Consider the following 17288-nt stretch of genomic DNA (forward strand, 5'->3'; position numbering starts at 1 on the left):
AGGCTGTTCCGGGGCCTTTTTCGTGCTACACCCCGCCCTTCCCAATCCACGACCTTTCCATTCCAAGACAATCAACGACTGGACGAATGACGAACGACGACAATTCCCGCACCGCCGCACGCGCCGGCGCACAGGAGACCGCCAACGCACTGGCCGAGCGCGAAGCCGCGGCCAAGGCGGCGCGCGACAACATGGCCCGGCTGCGCGCGCTGCGACTGGCCCGCGAGGCCGCCGAACCGCAGCGCAGCGCGCCGGCCAAGGCCAAGCGCAGCGCCGCTGGCGGCAAGACCGCCGCCGCACGAACCACGAGCCGGAAGGCCGACGACAAGCCGCGGCCGCTGTCCGAATGGCTGGCCGAGCAGCAGAGCGGCGGCCGCCGGACCTGACGCAATCTCGGCCCGGCGCGTTGCGACGGGCTGGTTTGCGCAAAATGCTGCAAACCCCCGCCTGATCCTCGACTAGACTGCCGCCGTTGGCTGGCGGCTGTGGAGCTGACAGACCGGAACCGGAACGCGTCGCGGCGCGTTCCATCCGGCTTCGACGAGATCGGACATGATGGGCGGCTGGCGAAAAAAGAAGAAGGACGGCGACGGCGGCAAGGACAAGGCCGGCGATGCGTCCGACAAGGCGGCGCCGGTCCGGTTGCCGGTCGACGACGTCTACGACACCGGCGACATCGCCGCGCCGGAGCGCGATCGCGACGACGAGCAGCGCGACCTCTGAGTCTGACGAGGGCCGTTTCCGGAGTCCGCGCGACGACGCAGCGATTTTGCTGCGCGCGAGCGGATCTGCCGATCGTCACGGGATCGCCGCCATGCGTCCCGCGAATGGACGACGTCCGCTCGGGGCGCGTCTTGTTGCGATTGGACGAACAGCCCGCGCCACGAATCCCGCCGCATGAAATCTACGCAGTTGCGGGACCGCGCGTGGCGCGCGGCGGCGTCCAATTCGTTTGAATCCGCGTGTCGCTCGTGACAGCGTCGGACCGATCGTCGGCCAACGACTCGACAATCCGGACGATCGACGTGCCAGCCCGCACCGCAGAGTGCGGCTTTCAACGAGAAGAGGAAATGCCATGTCCACCCGCAACGCGCTGCTTGCAGCCGGACTATTTGCGCTCGCCGCAACCCAGCCTGCCTTCGCCCAGAAGCAATACGGCCCCGGCGTCACCGACACCGAAATCAAGATCGGGCAGACCATGCCCTACAGCGGCCCGGCTTCGGCATATGGCGTGCAGGGCCATGTCCAGAACGCCTACTACGCGATGATCAACGCGAAGGGCGGCGTCAACGGCCGCAAGATCAACCTGATCAGCCTCGACGACGCCTATTCGCCGCCGAAGACGGTGGAGCAGACCCGCAAGCTGGTCGAGCAGGACGAGGTGCTGGCGATCGTCGGCACCGTCGGCACGCCGACCAATTCCGCGACTCAGAAATATCTCAACGGCAAAAAGGTGCCGCAGATCTTCATCTCCACGGGGGCGGCAAAATGGGATGATCCGAAGACCTTCCCGTGGACCACGCAGCTCTATCCTCCCTATCAGATGGAAGGCATGATTTTCGCGAAGTACCTGCTCAAGAACAAGCCCGACGCCAAGCTCGGCGTGTTCTCGCAGAACGACGACGCCGGCAAGGACTACGTCAAGGGCCTGAAGGAAGGGCTCGGCGACAAGGCCAAGACGATGATCGTCAAGGAGGTCACCTACGAGGTCACCGATCCGACCGTCGACTCGCAGATCGTCGCGCTGAAGGCGTCGGGCGCCGACACGCTGTTCACGATGGCGACGCCGAAATTTGGCGCCCAAGCGATCCGCAAGGTCCACGAACTGAACTGGAAGCCGCTCAACTTCGTCGTCAGCGTCGCCAGCTCGATCAAGGGCGTGCTCGAACCCGCCGGCAGCGAAGCCTCGACCGGGTTGCTCACCGCGCTCGCCATGAAGACGCCGACCGACCCGCGGTTCGAGAACGATGCCGACGTCAAGGAATTCAAGGAATTCCTGGCCAAGTGGTTTCCGAAAGGCGACATCGCCGACGGCAGCGTGGTGATCGGCTACATCTCGGCCTATATGACGGCGAAGACGCTCGAAGCCTGCGGCGACAATCTCACCCGCGACAACCTGCTCAAGCAGGCGACCAACATCAAGCCGACGGTTGCTCCGCTGCTACTGCCGGGCGTCAAGATCTCGACGCGGCCGGACCGCTACGCGCCCTACACCCAGATGCAGATCGCCCGTTTCGACGGCAAGAGCTGGGTGCCTGAAGGCGAAGTGTTCAACACCGACGCGACCAGCCAGTAAGGTGGCGACGAACTAACGAGCCGACGAACGGACGTCATCCTGAGGTGCGCGCCCTTGCGCGCCTCGAAGGATGCGAGACGGACCTCGCGGCTCATCCTTCGAGGTCCGACGCGCCGCGCATGAGCGCGACGCGTCGGACACCTCAGGATGACGATGTGCAGGTCGATGCGGCAGGCCGCTGGTGCGAGGCTCGATACCCGGCCTTCGCCGTTCCGACGCGGCTTCGGCCGTGCAGGCGGGACGAACACCCGGCCATGACGGAAGAGAATTCACGCCGGCTTGCGAAGGCCGACAGGCGCGACGTCCGAGCTGCTCAGCAGCCTCGCGCGCTCGGTGTTCGGCCACAGCAGCAGCAGGCCGAGCAGGCCGGAGACGATCATCACCGCGCCGTTGATCACGTAGCCGGTGAGATAGCCCTCGTTCAGCGACGCGGCGTGCTGGACGACGCTGCCCATCACCAGCGGCGCCACGATGCCGGCGAGCGTGTACAGCGCACCGTAGATCGCGATCGCGGCGCCGCGCTGCGACACCGGGGCGAACTCGGCGATCATCGGCGGGCACACCACGTAGATCGATCCGCACAACCCCGAGCCGATCACCAGCGCGGCGATCCGCCCGGTCGGATTGTCGATCAACGGCATCGTCAGCAGGATCAGTCCGCCGAGCACCAGCGGGGCCGCGCCGAGCACGCCGCGGGCCAGCCGGCTCGACGCGCCGCGCCCCATCAGCAACTGCGACAGCCAGCCGGTCAGCATCACGACGGCGGCGCCGAACACCCAGGGCGTGATCGAGATCAGGCCGGCCTGGTGCTGGCTGAAGCCGAGCCCGCTGATGATGTAGGTGGTGAACCAGGTCAGTCCCAGCGACAGCGCCCAATACGCACCGAACGTCGCCGCGACGCAGCCGATGAAGGTGCGCGAGGTCAGCAGCCGCGCATAGGGGATCCGAGTCTCCGCCGCCGCCATCGCCGCGGTCGGCACCAGCGGGCCTTCCTTGCCGAGCGCGAGCCACGCCGCCGCCCACATCAGCCCGACAATGCCGAGCGCGCCGAACGCGTAGTGCCAGGAATGGTTGACGATGATCCAGTTCAGCGCCGGTACCGCCAGGATCACGCCGAACGCCGAGCCCTGCGACAGGATCGCGGTGGGCAGCGTCCGCTTGTGGTCGGGAAACCATTTGTAGATCGCATGCGCCGCGACCGCGAAGGCCGGGCCTTCGCCGGCGCCGAGGATGATGCGGCAGATCAAGAGCGTGGTGAAGCTGACGGTGCCGACCATCGGAAACTGCGCCACCGCCCAGATCAGGGCCAGCACCAACAGCACCCAACGGGTGTCGACCCGGTTGACGACGAAGCCGACGACGACCGCCGTGATCGAGAACAGGAAGAAAAACGACGAGCCGAGCAGGCCGAACTGTTCGGGTGTGAGACCGAGCTCTTGGGTGATCGGCACGCCGGCGAGGCCGACGACGATCTTGTCGGCGAAGTTGACCACCATGAACAGGAACAGGAGGAAGGTGATCCTCCAGGCGCCCTTCGGCGTGGAATGCCCGTCCAAGGCGGCCTCCCGATGACGTCATTGCCGGTTCTTATTGCGAACCTGTTGCGATGCTGCCGCCGATCGGGCGGGAATGCAATCACGCATTCGTCAGAATGTCGCATGGGCGATGCTTTGAGCCGCGTGCAGTGCGAACAAGCCTGCGTCCGGTTATTGAGTCGTGCAGGCGCGGTCACCATATCGGCCGGATGTAGTTCATTGGGACATCATGATGACCGGTTCGACGACGCATAGCGCCGCGCGTTTTGCAGCGCACAGGACGAAGACGCTGCGCAGCCCATGCAACCATGCGCACTGACGTGTCGAGCCGGCCGGATCATCGGCTGATGTTGACCGTTTCCGGCTTGACCAAATCCTATCGTTCGGGACAGGACAGCGTCGCCGTGCTGCGCGGCGTCGATTTCGCGTTGGCTGCGGGTGAAAGCGTGGCGCTGACTGGCGAATCCGGGAGTGGCAAGAGCACGCTGCTGCATCTGATCGCCGGACTCGACCAGCCCGATGGCGGCGAGATCGTCTACGGCGATCTGACGATCTCGCGGCTCGCCGACGCCGCACGCGCCGCCTTCCGCCGCGAACGGCTCGGCCTGGTGTTTCAGCAGTTCAATCTGATCCCGAGCCTGACCGTCGCCGACAATCTGTCGTTCCAGTCGCGGCTGGCGGGTCGCCACGACGCGCAATGGCACGCCGAACTGATCGAGCGGCTCGGCCTCGGCGCGCTGCAGAAGCGCTATCCGGAGCAACTCTCCGGCGGCCAGCAGCAGCGCGTCGCGATCGGCCGCGCGCTGGCGGTGAAGCCCGTCCTGCTGCTCGCCGACGAGCCGACCGGCAATCTCGACGAGGCCACCGCCGACGACGTGCTGGCGCTCGCCCGAGATCTGGTGCGCCGCACCGGCTGCGGCTTTCTGATGGTGACGCACAGCGAACGGCTCGCCGCCATGCTCGACCGCAGGGTCAATCTGCATGCGGGGCTGATCCATTGAGGCGCGCGCTGTGGATCCTCGCAGTGCTGCTGAGCCATTGGCGTCGCCATCCGCTGCAACTCGCCACTTTGCTGATCGGACTGATCTCGGCGACCGCGCTGTGGAGCGGCGTGCAGGCGCTGAACGCGCAGGCGCGCACCAGCTACGACCGTGCCGCGGCGACGCTCGGCGGCGCCCGCACCGCGACGCTGGTCGCGCCGGACGCCGAGCATTTTCCGCAAGCTTTGTTCGTCGAGCTGCGCCGCGCCGGCTGGCAGGTCTCGCCGGTGATCGAAGGCCAAGTCCGGGTCGGCGGACGCACCCTGCGGCTGCTCGGGATCGAGCCGCTGTCGATGCCGGTCGAAGCCAGCGCCGCGCCGGCGATCGGCACCGCCAATCTGCAGGGCTTCATTCTGCCGCCCGGCCAGACGCTGCTGTCGCCCGACACGCTCGGCGCGTTGAAGCTCGCCGACGGTGCCACGCCGTATATCAGCAATGGCGGCCAGTTGCCGCCGCTGAAGCCGCAAGCCGAAGTCGCACCCGGCGTGCTGGTGGTCGACATCGGCATCGCGCAGAAGCTGCTCGGACTGCCCGATCAGGTGTCGCGCCTCCTGATCGGCAGCAAGGTCGTGGCTTCGCGAACGCCGCTGCAAGACGTCGTCGGCGACAAGCTCAAGCGGGTCGAGCCCGACACCGAGACCGACCTCGAACGTCTCACAGACAGCTTCCATCTCAACCTCACGGCGTTCGGCCTGCTGTCGTTCCTGGTCGGGCTGTTCATCGTCAATTCGGCGATCGGGCTCGCCTTCGAACAGCGGCGGCCGATGCTGCGGACGCTGCGCGCCTGCGGCGCGTCCGCGCGGATGCTCAACAGCGTGATGGTGATCGAGCTGACGCTGATCGCGCTGGTCGCCGGACTGATCGGGCTGGTCTGCGGCTATCTGATCGCCGCGACGCTGCTGCCCGACGTCGCCGCGAGTCTCCGCGGTCTGTATGGCGCGCAGATTCCCGGCGAATTGTCGCTGCGGCCGCAATGGTGGCTGGCCGGCATCGCCATCAGCATCCTCGGCGCGCTGGCGGCCGCCGCCGCGAGCCTGATCAAGGCGGCGCGAATGCCGGTGCTCGCCGCCGCGCAGGCGTTCGCCTGGCAACAGGCGCAGCAGCGCTGGCTGCTGATCCAGGGCAGCGTCGCGGTTCTGGTGTTCGCCGCCGCGGCCGGCTTGCTGTGGTTCGGCGATTCGCTGGTCTCCGGCTTTGCGGTGCTCGCCGCCATCCTGCTCGGCGCAGCGCTCGGTCTGCCCGCCGTGCTCGGCCTGATACTCGCGCTCGGCGAACGCGGCGCGCGGCGTCCGCTGATCAAATGGTTCTGGGCCGACAACCGGCTGCAGCTCTCCGGCCTATCGCTCGCTTTGATGGCGCTGCTGCTGGCGCTCGGCGTCAATATCGGCGTCGGCACCATGGTGGAGAGCTTCAGCCGCACCTTCGTGCGCTGGCTCGACGGACGGCTGACGGCCGAAGTCTATCTCAACGCCGCCAATGATGCGCAGGCGACCGAGATCAAGGCGTGGGTGAAGCAGCGCCCCGAAGTCACCGCGCTGCTGCCCGGCGCCCGCGCCGAGGTGAAGCTCGACGGCTGGCCGGCCGAGATCATCGGCTTTGCGGATGATCCGACCTATCGCGACCACTGGCCGTTGCTCGAACAGAGCCGCGATGTCTGGGACGCGGTCGCGCGCGGCGACGCTGCGCTGATCAGCGAGCAATTGTCACGGCGGATGAAGCTCAGCCTCGGCGATCGCATCGCGGTGCCGACCGGCAACGGCCCGTGGCCGCTCACCGTCGCGGCGATCTACGCCGATTACGGCAATCCGCGCGGCCAGATCGGCGTCGCCTATGGGGCGCTGATCGCGCGCTTTCCGGAGGTGGCGCAGACCCGGTTCGGGCTGCGGGTCGATCCTTCCCGCGTGCCGGCGCTGGTCGACGATCTGCGCGCGACGTTCAAGCTCGACAATCGCAGCCTCGCCGATCAGGCGACGCTGAAAACCGAATCGAAGCGGATCTTCAACCGCACCTTCGCGGTCACCGCGGCGCTCAACGCTTTCACGCTCGGCATCGCCGGCGTGGCGCTGCTGACGAGTCTCCTGACGCTCGGCAATTCGCGGCTGCCGCAGGTCGCGCCGTTGTGGGCGATCGGCATCACCCGCCGACGACTCGCCTTCATTGAATTGATGAAGACGCTGTCGATGGCGGCGCTGACCGCGCTGCTGGCGCTGCCGCTCGGCCTGCTGGTGGCGTGGTGTCTGATCGCGGTGGTCAACGTCAAGGCGTTCGGCTGGCGGCTGCCGTTCGAGGTGTTTCCATGGGAGCTTCTGAAACTGCTCGGCGTCGCGCTGCTGGCATCGCTGATCGCGGCGGCGCTGCCGATCCTCAAGCTGCTGCGGATGCAGCCGGCGCAACTGGTGAAGGTGTTCGCCGATGAGCGCTAGCCACCCGATCTCACGCCGTGCGGTCGCCGGCGGCCTGCTCGCGCTCAGCCTCGGCGGATCGCGCGCGCTCGCGCAAGGCTTCGCGGGGCTCGGCAGCGAGGCCGGCGAATTCGCCCCCGTCGTTCCCGGACGGGTGCTGAGCTTCCCGGCCGACCACGGCGCCCACCCGGATTTCCGCATCGAATGGTGGTACCTGACGGCGAATCTGCAGGGCGCGGACGGCAAGCCCTACGGCGTGCAGTGGACGCTGTTCCGGCAGGCGATGACGCCGGGACCGCAGCGCGAAGGCTGGGCCAATCAGCAGGTCTGGATGGCGCATGCGGCGCTCTCCAGCGCCGAGACGCATCGCTTCGCCGAGAAATTTTCCCGCGGCGGCATCGGTCAGGCCGGCGTGTCCGCCGCGCCGTTTCGCGCCTTCATCGACGACTGGCAGATGACCGGCGGCGACGCGATGGACGCGGCGACGCTGTCGCCGCTCGACGTCACCGCGACCGGTGCGGATTTCGGCTACCGGCTGCGCCTCACCGCCGAGCGGCCGCTGGTGCTGCAGGGCGACGCCGGCTATTCGCGCAAATCCGAGCGCGGGCAGGCCTCGTATTATTACAGTCAGCCCTATTTCGCCGCGCGCGGGACGCTGACGTTGGACGGCCGGCCGATCGAGGTCAGCGGCACCGCCTGGATGGACCGCGAATTCTCCAGCCAGCCGCTGGCGTCGGACCAGACCGGCTGGGACTGGTTCTCGCTGCATCTCGCCTCCGGCGAGAAAGTGATGCTGTTCCGGCTGCGCCAGAGCGACGGCAACGCCTATTTCGCCGGCAACTGGATCGGGCTCGACGGGCGGTCCGAACAGCTCGCGCCGGACGCCATCGTGCTCGATCCGATCGGCTTCACCGACACCGCCGGCCGCAAACTGCCGACATCCTGGCGTGTCCGTGTGCCGGTGCGCGGTCTTGCGATCGAGACCGCACCGCTCAACCCGAACGCCTGGATGGGCACCAGCTTTCCCTATTGGGAGGGGCCGATTTCGTTCAGCGGTAGCCAGAGCGGCAACGGATATCTTGAGATGACCGGCTATTGAGTTCAAGCTGGCGGCAACCGGCGGCTTCAGCCGGACAGAATGAATCATATCGTTGGGAGCCCTGGGATGTTTCACTACACCACGATCGCGACCCTGCTGGCGTTGATGTTCTATTTCTACACTTCGGTGAACGTCGCCCGCGCGCGAATGCTCTACGGCGTCAAGGCGCCGGCGATCTCCGGCCATCCCGATTTCGAACGCGTCTTCCGGGTGCAGGCCAACACGCTGGAATGGATGCCGATCTTCCTGCCGTCGCTGTGGCTGTTCGCGTATTATCTCAGCGACGCCTTCGCCGCCGCGATCGGCGGCGTCTGGATCATCGGCCGGGTGATGTACATGATCGGCTATGCGGATGCGGCGCCGAAGCGCGGCGCCGGTTTCGCGGTGCAGATGGTCGCCGCCGCGGCCTTGTGGGGCGGCGCGGTCTACGGCGTCGTGCATCAGATGCTGGGGAAGTAAAAACCTCTGCACGTCATTGCGAGCGAAGCGAAGCAATCCAGAGGCCGCATGTGCTGCATTGGATTGCTTCGTCGCTTCGCTCCTCGCAATGACGGCTCCCGCTGGACGCCGTTCACACGCATGAAGGCCGGCGCCTCACGGAACGCCGGCCTCGGCACGCGGCGGGTGACTTACCTGGTCAACGGGCAGCCGCTCTCGGCGGCACTCGGAAACGCCATGTAGCCCTCGACCGTCGAGATCAGCTTGTAATAGTCCCACGGCTTCTTGGACTCTTCCGGCTTCTTCACCTCGAACAGATACAGATCGTGGACGAAGCGGCCGTTGGCCAGCACCTTGCCCTTGGCGAAGGCGTCGTCGACCGGGAGCTTCTTGAGCTTCGCCGCCACCGCTTCGGTGTCCTTGGTGCCGGCGGCCTTCACCGCCTTGAGATAGGACAGCGTCGCCGAATAGGTGCCGGCCTGGATCATGTTCGGCATCCGGCTGGTCCGCTTGAAGAAGCGCTCGGCGAACTCGCGGGACTTGTCGTCGCGGTCCCAGTAATACGCCTCGGTCAGCACCAGCCCCTGCGCCGCCTTGAGACCGAGGCCGTGCACCTCGGCGAGCGTGAGCAGCAGCCCGGCGAGTTTCTGGCCGCCGGCGACGATGCCGAATTCGGAGGCCTGCTTGATCGAATTGGCGGTGTCGAGGCCGGCATTGGCAAGGCCGATGATCTTCGCCTTCGAGCTCTGCGCCTGCAGCAGGAACGAGGAGAAGTCCGACGAATTCAGCGGATGCCGGACCGAGCCGAGCACCTTGCCGCCGTTCGCCTTGACGACTTCGCTGGTGTCCTTTTCCAACGCATATCCAAAGGCGTAGTCCGCGGTGAGGAAGAACCAGGAATCACCGCCCGCCTTCACCAGCGCGCCGCCGGTGCCGACCGCGAGCGCGTGCGTATCATAGGCCCAATGGAAGCCGTAAGGCTGGCAGGCGTCGCCGGTGATGCGCGAGGTCGCGGCGCCGACCACAATGTCGATCTTCTTCTTTTCCCTCGACAGGTCCTGGATCGCCAGCGCCACCGACGAGGTGGTCAGCTCGGTGATCATGTCGACGCCGTCGACGTCGTACCACTTCCGCGCGATCGCAACCGCCGTGTCGGGCTTGTTCTGATGGTCGGCCGAAACGATCTCGATCTTCTGGCCGAGCACCTCGCCGCCGAAATCCTCCACCGCCATCTTGGCGGCTTCGAGCGACCACTTGCCGCCGTAATCGGCATAGACGCCGGACTGATCGTTGAGGATGCCGATCTTGACGCCCTGCGCCGACGCCGGAGCAATGGCGAACAGGGCGCTGGTCGCCAGCGCGGCGGACAACAGCTTGACGTTCATCGTGGACCTCCCGGAATTTCTTGGTTGGCGGCACACTATTCAAGAAGCCGACGACTGCCCAGTGTATTTTTCTTGGGATTTTGTGACAGGACTACGTGCCGCCCCGCATCGTCGCTATCGCGGCGCATCGAACTTGTAGGCCGCCTGCAGGAAGGTTCCGTAGCGTTCGGTACGCGTCGGCAGGGTCTGGCAGGGACACTCCGAGCCGAAGATGTTGGTGTAGGCGTTGGTGGTCGCCCACATCGCCCAGTAGCGCGCGCCGGCGCCGACGCTGAAGGCGTTCGTGACCTGATACGACAGGATCGCCTCGAGCTGCACGCCCTGCCCGGTTCCCTGTTCCGGCGAGACGGTGTCGGTGACGTCGGTGCGCATCACGTGATTGTCGGTTCCGAACATCTTCACATAGGGCAGATAGGCCGCGTCGGCGGAGAGTTTCGATCCGCGGCCGAGTCCGAGCTCGCCGTTGAAGCCGACCCGCAGCGAATGCCAGGTGTCGTTTTCGGTCATGGCGAGAACGGCATTCGAGATCGGCGAGCCGCAGATCTGGGACGCGGTCGCGCCGGCGGTCTGCACGCAGCCATAGGCCGATTTGTTCTCGCGATAGTAGTTGTAGCCGACGAAGCCGCCGAATTTGTAGTCCGACCCGCGCAGCAGATTGTAGCCGACGTCGAGCGTCGCATAGGCGATGCTGCCCTTCACCGGGTCGTGCAGCGTGTTCGAATACGGGATGCCGTCATTGGCGATCCAGTCCTCGTCATGCATGTTGCCGCTCACGAGCGTACCGCCGCCGGCGAAGCCCTTGAGGAAGGTGTCGTAGGGTCCGTCGACGCGGCCGAACATTTCGCCCGACGCCGCCGTGCTCTGATAGGTCAGCCGCGAGATCAGGATGTTCTGCTGGCCCTGATTGACGGTCGCGCCGAGGTCTTTCTGGAACCGGCCCGAAGAGTACCAGACCCGGCCGCCGACCTCGACCGCGCCGCGCTCGACACGATCGTCCGCCGCCTGCGTGCCGCGCAGATGATAGTCGTCGAAGCGGGCGTCGACGTCGCCGCCGAATTTGAGATTGAGGCCGACCTTCACGGCGTGCAGGTCCTGGCTGACCTTGCTGACGCCCTGCGGCGTGGCGAAATAGTCGACGCCCGGCACCAGCCGGTAGCTCGACGGCGTCGCCATGTCGCGGCTGCCGAAATTCGCGTAGTCGTATTCGAACTTGACGGACCAGGCCGGCGCCAGCGCCCGCTCGATGCCGGCGCCCGCGGTCCAGCCCCAGCGGCCGTCAGTGCTCTCGGTCGACGATCCGATCGGATTGCCGATGGTGATGTCGAGCCGTTCACTGAGAAAGGCGGCGCCGGCTTTGGCGTAGAGCAACGTTCGGCCGCCGGGGCCGGTCACGAAGCCGGCGCGGCCCGTGAGCGTGGCCAGTGCGTCCTGGCGGACGCGGCAGTTCGCCGAGATGAACAGGCCGGAGGAGACCAGGCAGCTCTGCGTGCCGTTGCCGTTCATCGCGCTGACATCGGCCTCGACACCGATCAGCCAGTTCCTGTTGGGTTGATAATTGTAGCCGAGCTGAATGCCGGCAAGCGCCGCCGGGCTGCGGACCTGGCCGCCATAGAGGCCGGGACCGGCGGGATCGCTGAAGCTGGTCTGCCCGAAGCTGCCGCCGAGATGCGCGCCCCAATACAGGCCGGTCCAGCTCCACTGCACTGGCGCGGCCGGGGACAAAGGCAACCGCGGCAGATCGGCGGCGGCTGCGGTTGTGGCGGCCAGTATCAGCATGGCCGTGGTCGAAGCGAAAAGACGCATGGGGTTCACACAACTGGTCGGCGTCAGATGCCGGCCAGTGTGCAACCCAGGGATTAAAAATCCGGTAACCCTGTTTGTTAGTCAGGCGCTAACCATGCGCAACAACGCCGCGCAGCACCAGCCGGTTGAGGCGGCCGGCGAAGGCGGCGGGGTCTTCGGGCAATTCGCCGTCGAGGATCTGCGCCTGTTCCAGCAGCAGGAACGACAGGTCGGTGGCGTCGGCCTTGTCGGCTTTGGTATCCGCCAACGCTGCGACCAGCGGGTGGCCGAGATTGATCTCGAGCACCGGCTTGGTGGCGGCGCCCTTGTTGGCGCGCGCCAGCATCTTCTCCAGCTCGCGATCGGGCCCGAAGCCGCCGGCGACCAGGCAGGACGCGCTCGCGGTCAGCCGCTGCGACGCCTTCACGTCGCTGACGCGATCGCCGAGCGCATCCTTGATCACGGCGATCACGGTGGCTTCGTCGGCCTTGGCCTCGTCCGGCTTGTCCTCGGCCTTGTCGGCGTCGAGCTTCGGGATCAGGTCGAAATTCACCTCGCCCTGGCTCAGCGACTTCAGTGGCTTGCCGCCGAAATCGAGCCCGCCCGAAGTCCAGAACGCATCGACCGCGTCGGTCAGCAGCAGCACCTCGATGCCGCGCGCGGCGGCCGATTCGAGCTTCGGGTTCGCCTTCAGGCGGTCCAGCGAATCGCCGACCAGATAGTAGATCTCGGTCTGGTTCTCCTTCATCGCCTCGACATATTGCGCGAGCGAGCGCTTCTCGCCGGCGGTGGTGGTGAAGCGCGCCAGCGACAGCAGCTTCTCGCGGCGCTCGTAATCCTCGTAGAGACCTTCCTTGATCACCGGGCCGAACGCGTCCCAGATCTTGGCGAATTGCTCGGGCTGCTTGTCGGCGAGGCTGTCGAGTTCGCCGATCACCTTGCCGGTGACCGCCTTGCGGATCTGCGCCAGCTGCGGATTGTTCTGCAGCATCTCGCGCGACAGATTCAGCGGCAGGTCCTCCGAATCGATCACGCCGCGCAGGAAGCGCAGATAAGGCGGCAACAGATCGGCATCCGCGGTGATGAAGACGCGGCGGACATACAGCTTGACGCGGCCCTTGCGCTCCGGCTCGAACAGATCGAACGGCTTCGTCGAGGGTGCGAACAGCAGCACCGCATAGGACTGCCGGCCTTCGGCGCGATAATGCAGCGTCATCGCCGGCTCGTCGAAGGCGCCGGCGACCTGCTTGTAGGCCTGCTTGTAGTCCTCTTCGGTCAGTTCGGACTTCGAGCGCTGCCACAACGCGCTGGCCGAATTGATCTGGCGCGGCTCGCCGTCTTCGGGCACCAGCTCGATCGGGAACTGGATGTTGTCGGAGTACTCGCTGACGATCCGCTCGATCTGATAGGCCTCGAGATATTTCGCCGCATCCGGCTTCAGATGCAGCACGATCTCGGTGCCGCGCTCGATACGGGCCGCGGCCTCTTCGGAGGCCGGCGCGATCTCGAAGCCGGCGCCGCCCGACGACGACCAGGTCCAGGCCTCGGCCGAGCCGGCGCGGCGGCTGGTGACGGTGATGCTGTCGGCGACCATGAAGGCGGCGTAGAAGCCGACGCCGAACTGGCCGATCAGGCCGGCACCGTCCTTGGCCTCGGTCAATTTGGTCAGAAACGATTTGGTGCCGGATTTGGCAATGGTGCCGAGATTGTCGATCAGCTCCTGGCGGTCCATGCCGATGCCGTTGTCGATCACGGTCAGCGTATCCGGGGCTTTCTTCGGCACGATCCGGATCTTCGGCTCGCCGCCGTCCGCCATCAGCGCCGGATTGGCGATCGATTCGTAGCGCAGCTTGTCGAGCGCGTCGGAGGCGTTGGAGATCAGCTCGCGCAGGAAGATGTCGGTCTCGGAATAGACCGAGTGCACCATCAGGTTCAAAAGCTCGGCCACTTCGGCCTGGAACGGCTTCGTCTCGCTGGCGGTATCAATCGTGGTCATGAGGAACGCTCGATCCTGAACAAGGGTGAAGGGGGAAAGCTCGGATATAGCGCGCGGGCGCACGATGGCAAGACGGTGATTGCCTCCAAATCAGCGCGCCAGGACGGCGCGGCCGACCCGAACCGTCATTGCCGGCTCGACCCGGCAATCCATCCTCTTCGTCGAGAAGCACTTGGACCAGCGCGCTACGCGCGCGATGGATGCGCGGGTCAAGCCCGCGCATGACGCCTGTTTATGAGGATGCGTGGTGCAGCATTAGTAGCTGTCATCCCCCGCGAAAGCGGCGGATCCAGTATTGCAGAGTGCTTGTGGCGACGCCCAGCGAACGAACCAGCGCTCTGCAATACTGGGTCGCCCGGTCGAGCCGGGCGATGACGGCTGACAATGAGACGAGCGCTGCGACCATCCCGGTGCCGTCATCCTGAGGTGCTCGCCCGCAGGGCGAGCCTCGAAGGATGCGGATACGTGGACCGTGCGTGCGGCCCATCCTTCGAGGCTCGCTGCGCTCGCACCTCAGGATGACGGAGTGCAAGTCGAGAACCTGGACGCCGCGACAGATTCGAATTTCAAACAGCCCTGCGGAACAGCCACGGCGAATTGCTCTCGCGGCGCCGAAGCGTCCGAGTTGTGCACCCGTCGCTTCACAGCGAGGGGTGGGGGCGCGCCGGTCGGCGCGGGTTGGTGGTGGTTCTCGCGATGGCTTTGCGAACCATCGCGCATCGCCTTCCGGCGCGCCCACCGCGGCGCTTTTTTGTCTTCGGGCCCGTGCTTCCGTTGACAGGCAAGGGTAATGAAACCCCACGGTCCGGCGGATTACGCCGCCTTCACCTGCCCCCGTGCAGCGAACTAACAAGTCGCGGAGCCTCGTAGTAGGCCCGGACGGGTCCCCGAAGCCTCCCGGACGCGTGCTTGCGAGGCACAGCGCGCAGGACGCCGCGTCCATCCGATTCCACCGGCACAGCGCCGGCTTCATCGAACCATCGTTCCGGGCTGGTTACCCAACCCGTCGATCTGTCCCGCTTGTACGACGCCTCGCGAAGCGCCCCTCACGGACAGGACGACGCGGACTATAATCATATTAGGATTATTGTCAAGAGTGATTTGCCTCTCGCGTCGATGCCGCTGCATCCGGCGATCCTGTCTCACCGTCATTGCCGGGCTTGACCCGGCAATCCATCTTCTTCGCGACACCGCTTTATTCGGCGCGCTTTGCGCGCGATGGATGCGCGGGTCAAGCCCGCGCATGACGAACGAGAGACGCATCGCTGCGCAGCGTCGAGACGTCCGACCAACTACGCCACCGCCGTGCAGCAGCTCGCTTTCAGGCCGCCGAGGTCGGAGCGGGACAGATGCAGCGTCCAGCCATAGGCCTCGAGCACGTCCTGCACGATGGCGAGGCCGAGGCCGGCGCCTTCGCCGCGCTGGTCGAGGCGGATGCCGCGTCCGAGCACCGTGGCGCAAGCGGCCTCGTCGAGGCCGTCGCCGTCGTCCTCGATCGCGATGCGGAAGCCGTCCGAATCGCAGGCGGTGCCGATGCGGACGCGACTGCGGGCGTGGCGCACCGCGTTGTCGAGCAGATTGCCGAGCACCTCGGCCAGATCGGCGCGGTCGAGCGGCACCGAGACGTAGTCGGCGATCTGCGCGTCGAACGCGATGCGCCGGCCGGCCGGGGTGCGCGACTGGATCGTCACCAGCGAGCGCACCAGCGGCGCCAGATCGACGGTGACGCTTTCGCCGCGGCGGGCGTCGCCGCGCAGCCGGGCGCGCGCCAGCTCGCGATCGACATGGCGGCTCATCGCGCTGCCGACCGCCTCGATGTCGCGGGCGAGCTTGTCCTCGCCGCGCTCGCGCAGCCGCGCGGCGTCGGCGGCCAAAGCTGCGAGTGGCGTCTTCAGGCCATGGGCAAGATCGGCGGCGCGGTCGCGCGAGCGGGCGATCTCGCGCGCCTGGGCGTCGAGCAGCGCGTTGACCTCCTCGACCAGCGGCTGCACCTCGTCCGGCACCGCGTCGGGCAGGCGATGCCGCCGGCCGGAGCGGATCTCGGCGACGCCGTCGCGCAACGCACCGAGCGGTCGCAGCCCGAGCATCACCTGCACCGACGTGGCGAGCGCCAGCACCGCGCCGAGAAGACCGAGCGCGATCATCAGATCGCGCGCGAAGGCCCGGCCGGCGGCGCTGACCCGGGCCAGATCGACCGCGACCGCGGCGCGGATCGGCACCGGCTTGCCGGCGATGGTGAGAAGCACCTGGCGCTCGACGATCGACAGCCGCGCGCCGGCGGGGCCGGCGATGTCGTGATGATGCATCTCGCCCGGGCCGGGCTGGTCGATCGGCACGCTCAGCCGGTCGTCCCACAGCGAGCGCGACCGCAGCAGCCGGTCGTGGTCGTCGCCGACCTGCCAGTACAGACCGGACAGCGGCTCGGAGAAGCGCGGATCGGTCGGCGACCGCGCCAGCACCAGGCGGCCGTCCGGCCCGGCCTCGACGCCGGCGATCAACTGCTTCAGCGAGACGTCGAGGTCGTCGGCGATGGTGCGGGTGACGTGACGCTCGAACAGGATGATGAGCGCGATGCCGGCGATGCTGAGCGCGACCAGGATCGCCGCGGCGCCGCCGGCGATCAGCCGCAGCCGCAGCGAATGTCGCGTCACGTGCCGTCCCCGGGCACGATGTAGCCGAAGCCGCGCCTGGTCTCGATCAGCTCGGGGCCGAGCTTCTTGCGGACACGGCCGACCAGCACCTCGATGGCGTTGGAATCATGCGCGTCGTCCTGGCCGTAGATGTTCTCGTTGAGCTCGAACTGCGACACCACCCGGCCGCGATGCAGCACCAGATACGACGCCAGCCGATATTCCAGCGGCGACAGCGCCACCTTCTGGCCGCGCAGGCTGACCTGCATCTGGCGCTCGTCGAGGGTGAGGTCACCGATGCAGACCACCGAAGACGCGTGGCCGGCGGAGCGGCGCACGATCGAGCGCAGCCGCGCCAGCAGCTCCTCCATCTGGAACGGCTTCGGCAGATAATCGTCGGCGCCGGCGTCGATGCCGTCGACCCGCTCGGCCCAGCTGCCGCGCGCGGTCAGGATCAGCACCGGCGTGCGGCGGCCGGCTTCGCGCCAGCGCTTGAGGATGGTCAGCCCGTCGAGCCGCGGCAGGCCGAGATCGAGAATGATCGCGGCGTAGTCCTCGGTATCGCCGCGAAACCAAGCCTCCTCGCCGTCGGCGACGCATTCGGCGATGTAGCCGGCTTCGGTGAGCCCGCGCGCGAGATCCGCCGCGATCCGGCTGTCGTCCTCGGCCACCAGCACCCGCATCG

At 66.8% G+C, this 17288-nt stretch carries 13 protein-coding genes; 7 read left to right on the plus strand and 6 right to left on the minus strand.

The genetic code is table 11. From position 1 onward, the window contains the following. Nucleotides 1-86: 86 nt before the first annotated feature. From RPB_RS23570 to RPB_RS23575, 3 genes are all read left to right on the plus strand, one after another. Entirely contained in the window at nucleotides 87-386 is a 300-nt protein-coding gene (locus RPB_RS23570) for a hypothetical protein (protein ID WP_011443547.1), read from the plus strand. 166 nt (nucleotides 387-552) lie between these two features. Then, nucleotides 553-723, plus strand: a complete 171-nt coding sequence (locus tag RPB_RS24780) for a hypothetical protein (RefSeq protein WP_011443548.1) — start codon at nucleotides 553-555, stop codon at nucleotides 721-723. Between the two features lie 352 nt (nucleotides 724-1075). Continuing rightward, the gene (locus tag RPB_RS23575) at nucleotides 1076-2296 is read left to right on the plus strand and encodes an ABC transporter substrate-binding protein (RefSeq protein ID WP_011443549.1); all 1221 of its coding nucleotides are present in this window, start codon (nucleotides 1076-1078) and stop codon (nucleotides 2294-2296) included. 269 nt (nucleotides 2297-2565) lie between these two features. Here the strand turns inward: RPB_RS23575 and RPB_RS23580 are convergent, their stop codons facing one another. Beyond that, nucleotides 2566-3792 (minus strand): MFS transporter, encoded by a 1227-nt coding sequence (locus RPB_RS23580; RefSeq protein WP_245258381.1) that lies wholly within the window; start codon nucleotides 3790-3792, stop codon nucleotides 2566-2568. Between the two features lie 386 nt (nucleotides 3793-4178). Between RPB_RS23580 and RPB_RS23585 the strand changes: the two genes are divergently transcribed. The 4 genes from RPB_RS23585 to RPB_RS23600 all read left to right on the plus strand — a co-directional run bounded on the left by RPB_RS23585 (nucleotide 4179) and on the right by RPB_RS23600 (nucleotide 8831). Beyond that, on the plus strand, nucleotides 4179-4832 hold the full coding sequence (locus tag RPB_RS23585; RefSeq protein WP_041799028.1) for an ABC transporter ATP-binding protein: 654 nt from the start codon (nucleotides 4179-4181) through the stop codon (nucleotides 4830-4832). Next, entirely contained in the window at nucleotides 4829-7294 is a 2466-nt protein-coding gene (locus RPB_RS23590; RefSeq protein WP_011443552.1) for an ABC transporter permease, read from the plus strand. Before RPB_RS23585 ends, RPB_RS23590 begins: the two co-directional genes overlap by 4 nt. Next, nucleotides 7284-8372 (plus strand): lipocalin-like domain-containing protein, encoded by a 1089-nt coding sequence (locus RPB_RS23595; protein WP_011443553.1) that lies wholly within the window; start codon nucleotides 7284-7286, stop codon nucleotides 8370-8372. The genes RPB_RS23590 and RPB_RS23595 overlap by 11 nt, the downstream gene beginning before the upstream one ends. A 66-nt stretch (nucleotides 8373-8438) precedes the next feature. Further along, nucleotides 8439-8831: an MAPEG family protein gene (locus tag RPB_RS23600; protein WP_011443554.1), complete on the plus strand. Its 393-nt coding sequence runs from the start codon at nucleotides 8439-8441 to the stop codon at nucleotides 8829-8831. A gap of 170 nt (nucleotides 8832-9001) precedes the next feature. On the opposite strand, the gene RPB_RS23605 is transcribed toward RPB_RS23600, so the two are convergent. From RPB_RS23605 to RPB_RS23625, 5 genes are all read right to left on the minus strand, one after another. Beyond that, on the minus strand, nucleotides 9002-10195 hold the full coding sequence (locus RPB_RS23605) for an ABC transporter substrate-binding protein (protein WP_011443555.1): 1194 nt from the start codon (nucleotides 10193-10195) through the stop codon (nucleotides 9002-9004). A gap of 114 nt (nucleotides 10196-10309) precedes the next feature. After that, nucleotides 10310-11971 carry an outer membrane beta-barrel protein gene (locus RPB_RS23610; protein WP_041799029.1) on the minus strand — a complete coding sequence of 554 codons (1662 nt, stop codon included), beginning with the start codon at nucleotides 11969-11971 and terminating at the stop codon, nucleotides 10310-10312. Between the two features lie 115 nt (nucleotides 11972-12086). Beyond that, nucleotides 12087-13973, minus strand: coding sequence for a molecular chaperone HtpG (htpG, locus tag RPB_RS23615; RefSeq protein ID WP_011443557.1), 1887 nt, complete (start codon nucleotides 13971-13973; stop codon nucleotides 12087-12089). A gap of 1292 nt (nucleotides 13974-15265) precedes the next feature. Next, nucleotides 15266-16624 (minus strand): sensor histidine kinase, encoded by a 1359-nt coding sequence (locus tag RPB_RS23620; RefSeq protein ID WP_011443558.1) that lies wholly within the window; start codon nucleotides 16622-16624, stop codon nucleotides 15266-15268. After that, on the minus strand, nucleotides 16621-17286 hold the full coding sequence (locus tag RPB_RS23625; protein ID WP_011443559.1) for a response regulator transcription factor: 666 nt from the start codon (nucleotides 17284-17286) through the stop codon (nucleotides 16621-16623). Before RPB_RS23625 ends, RPB_RS23620 begins: the two co-directional genes overlap by 4 nt. Between the last annotated feature and the right edge of the window lie 2 nt (nucleotides 17287-17288).

It is taken from the genome of Rhodopseudomonas palustris HaA2, from assembly GCF_000013365.1.
GTDB classification, from domain to species: Bacteria; Pseudomonadota; Alphaproteobacteria; order Rhizobiales; family Xanthobacteraceae; genus Rhodopseudomonas; species Rhodopseudomonas palustris_J.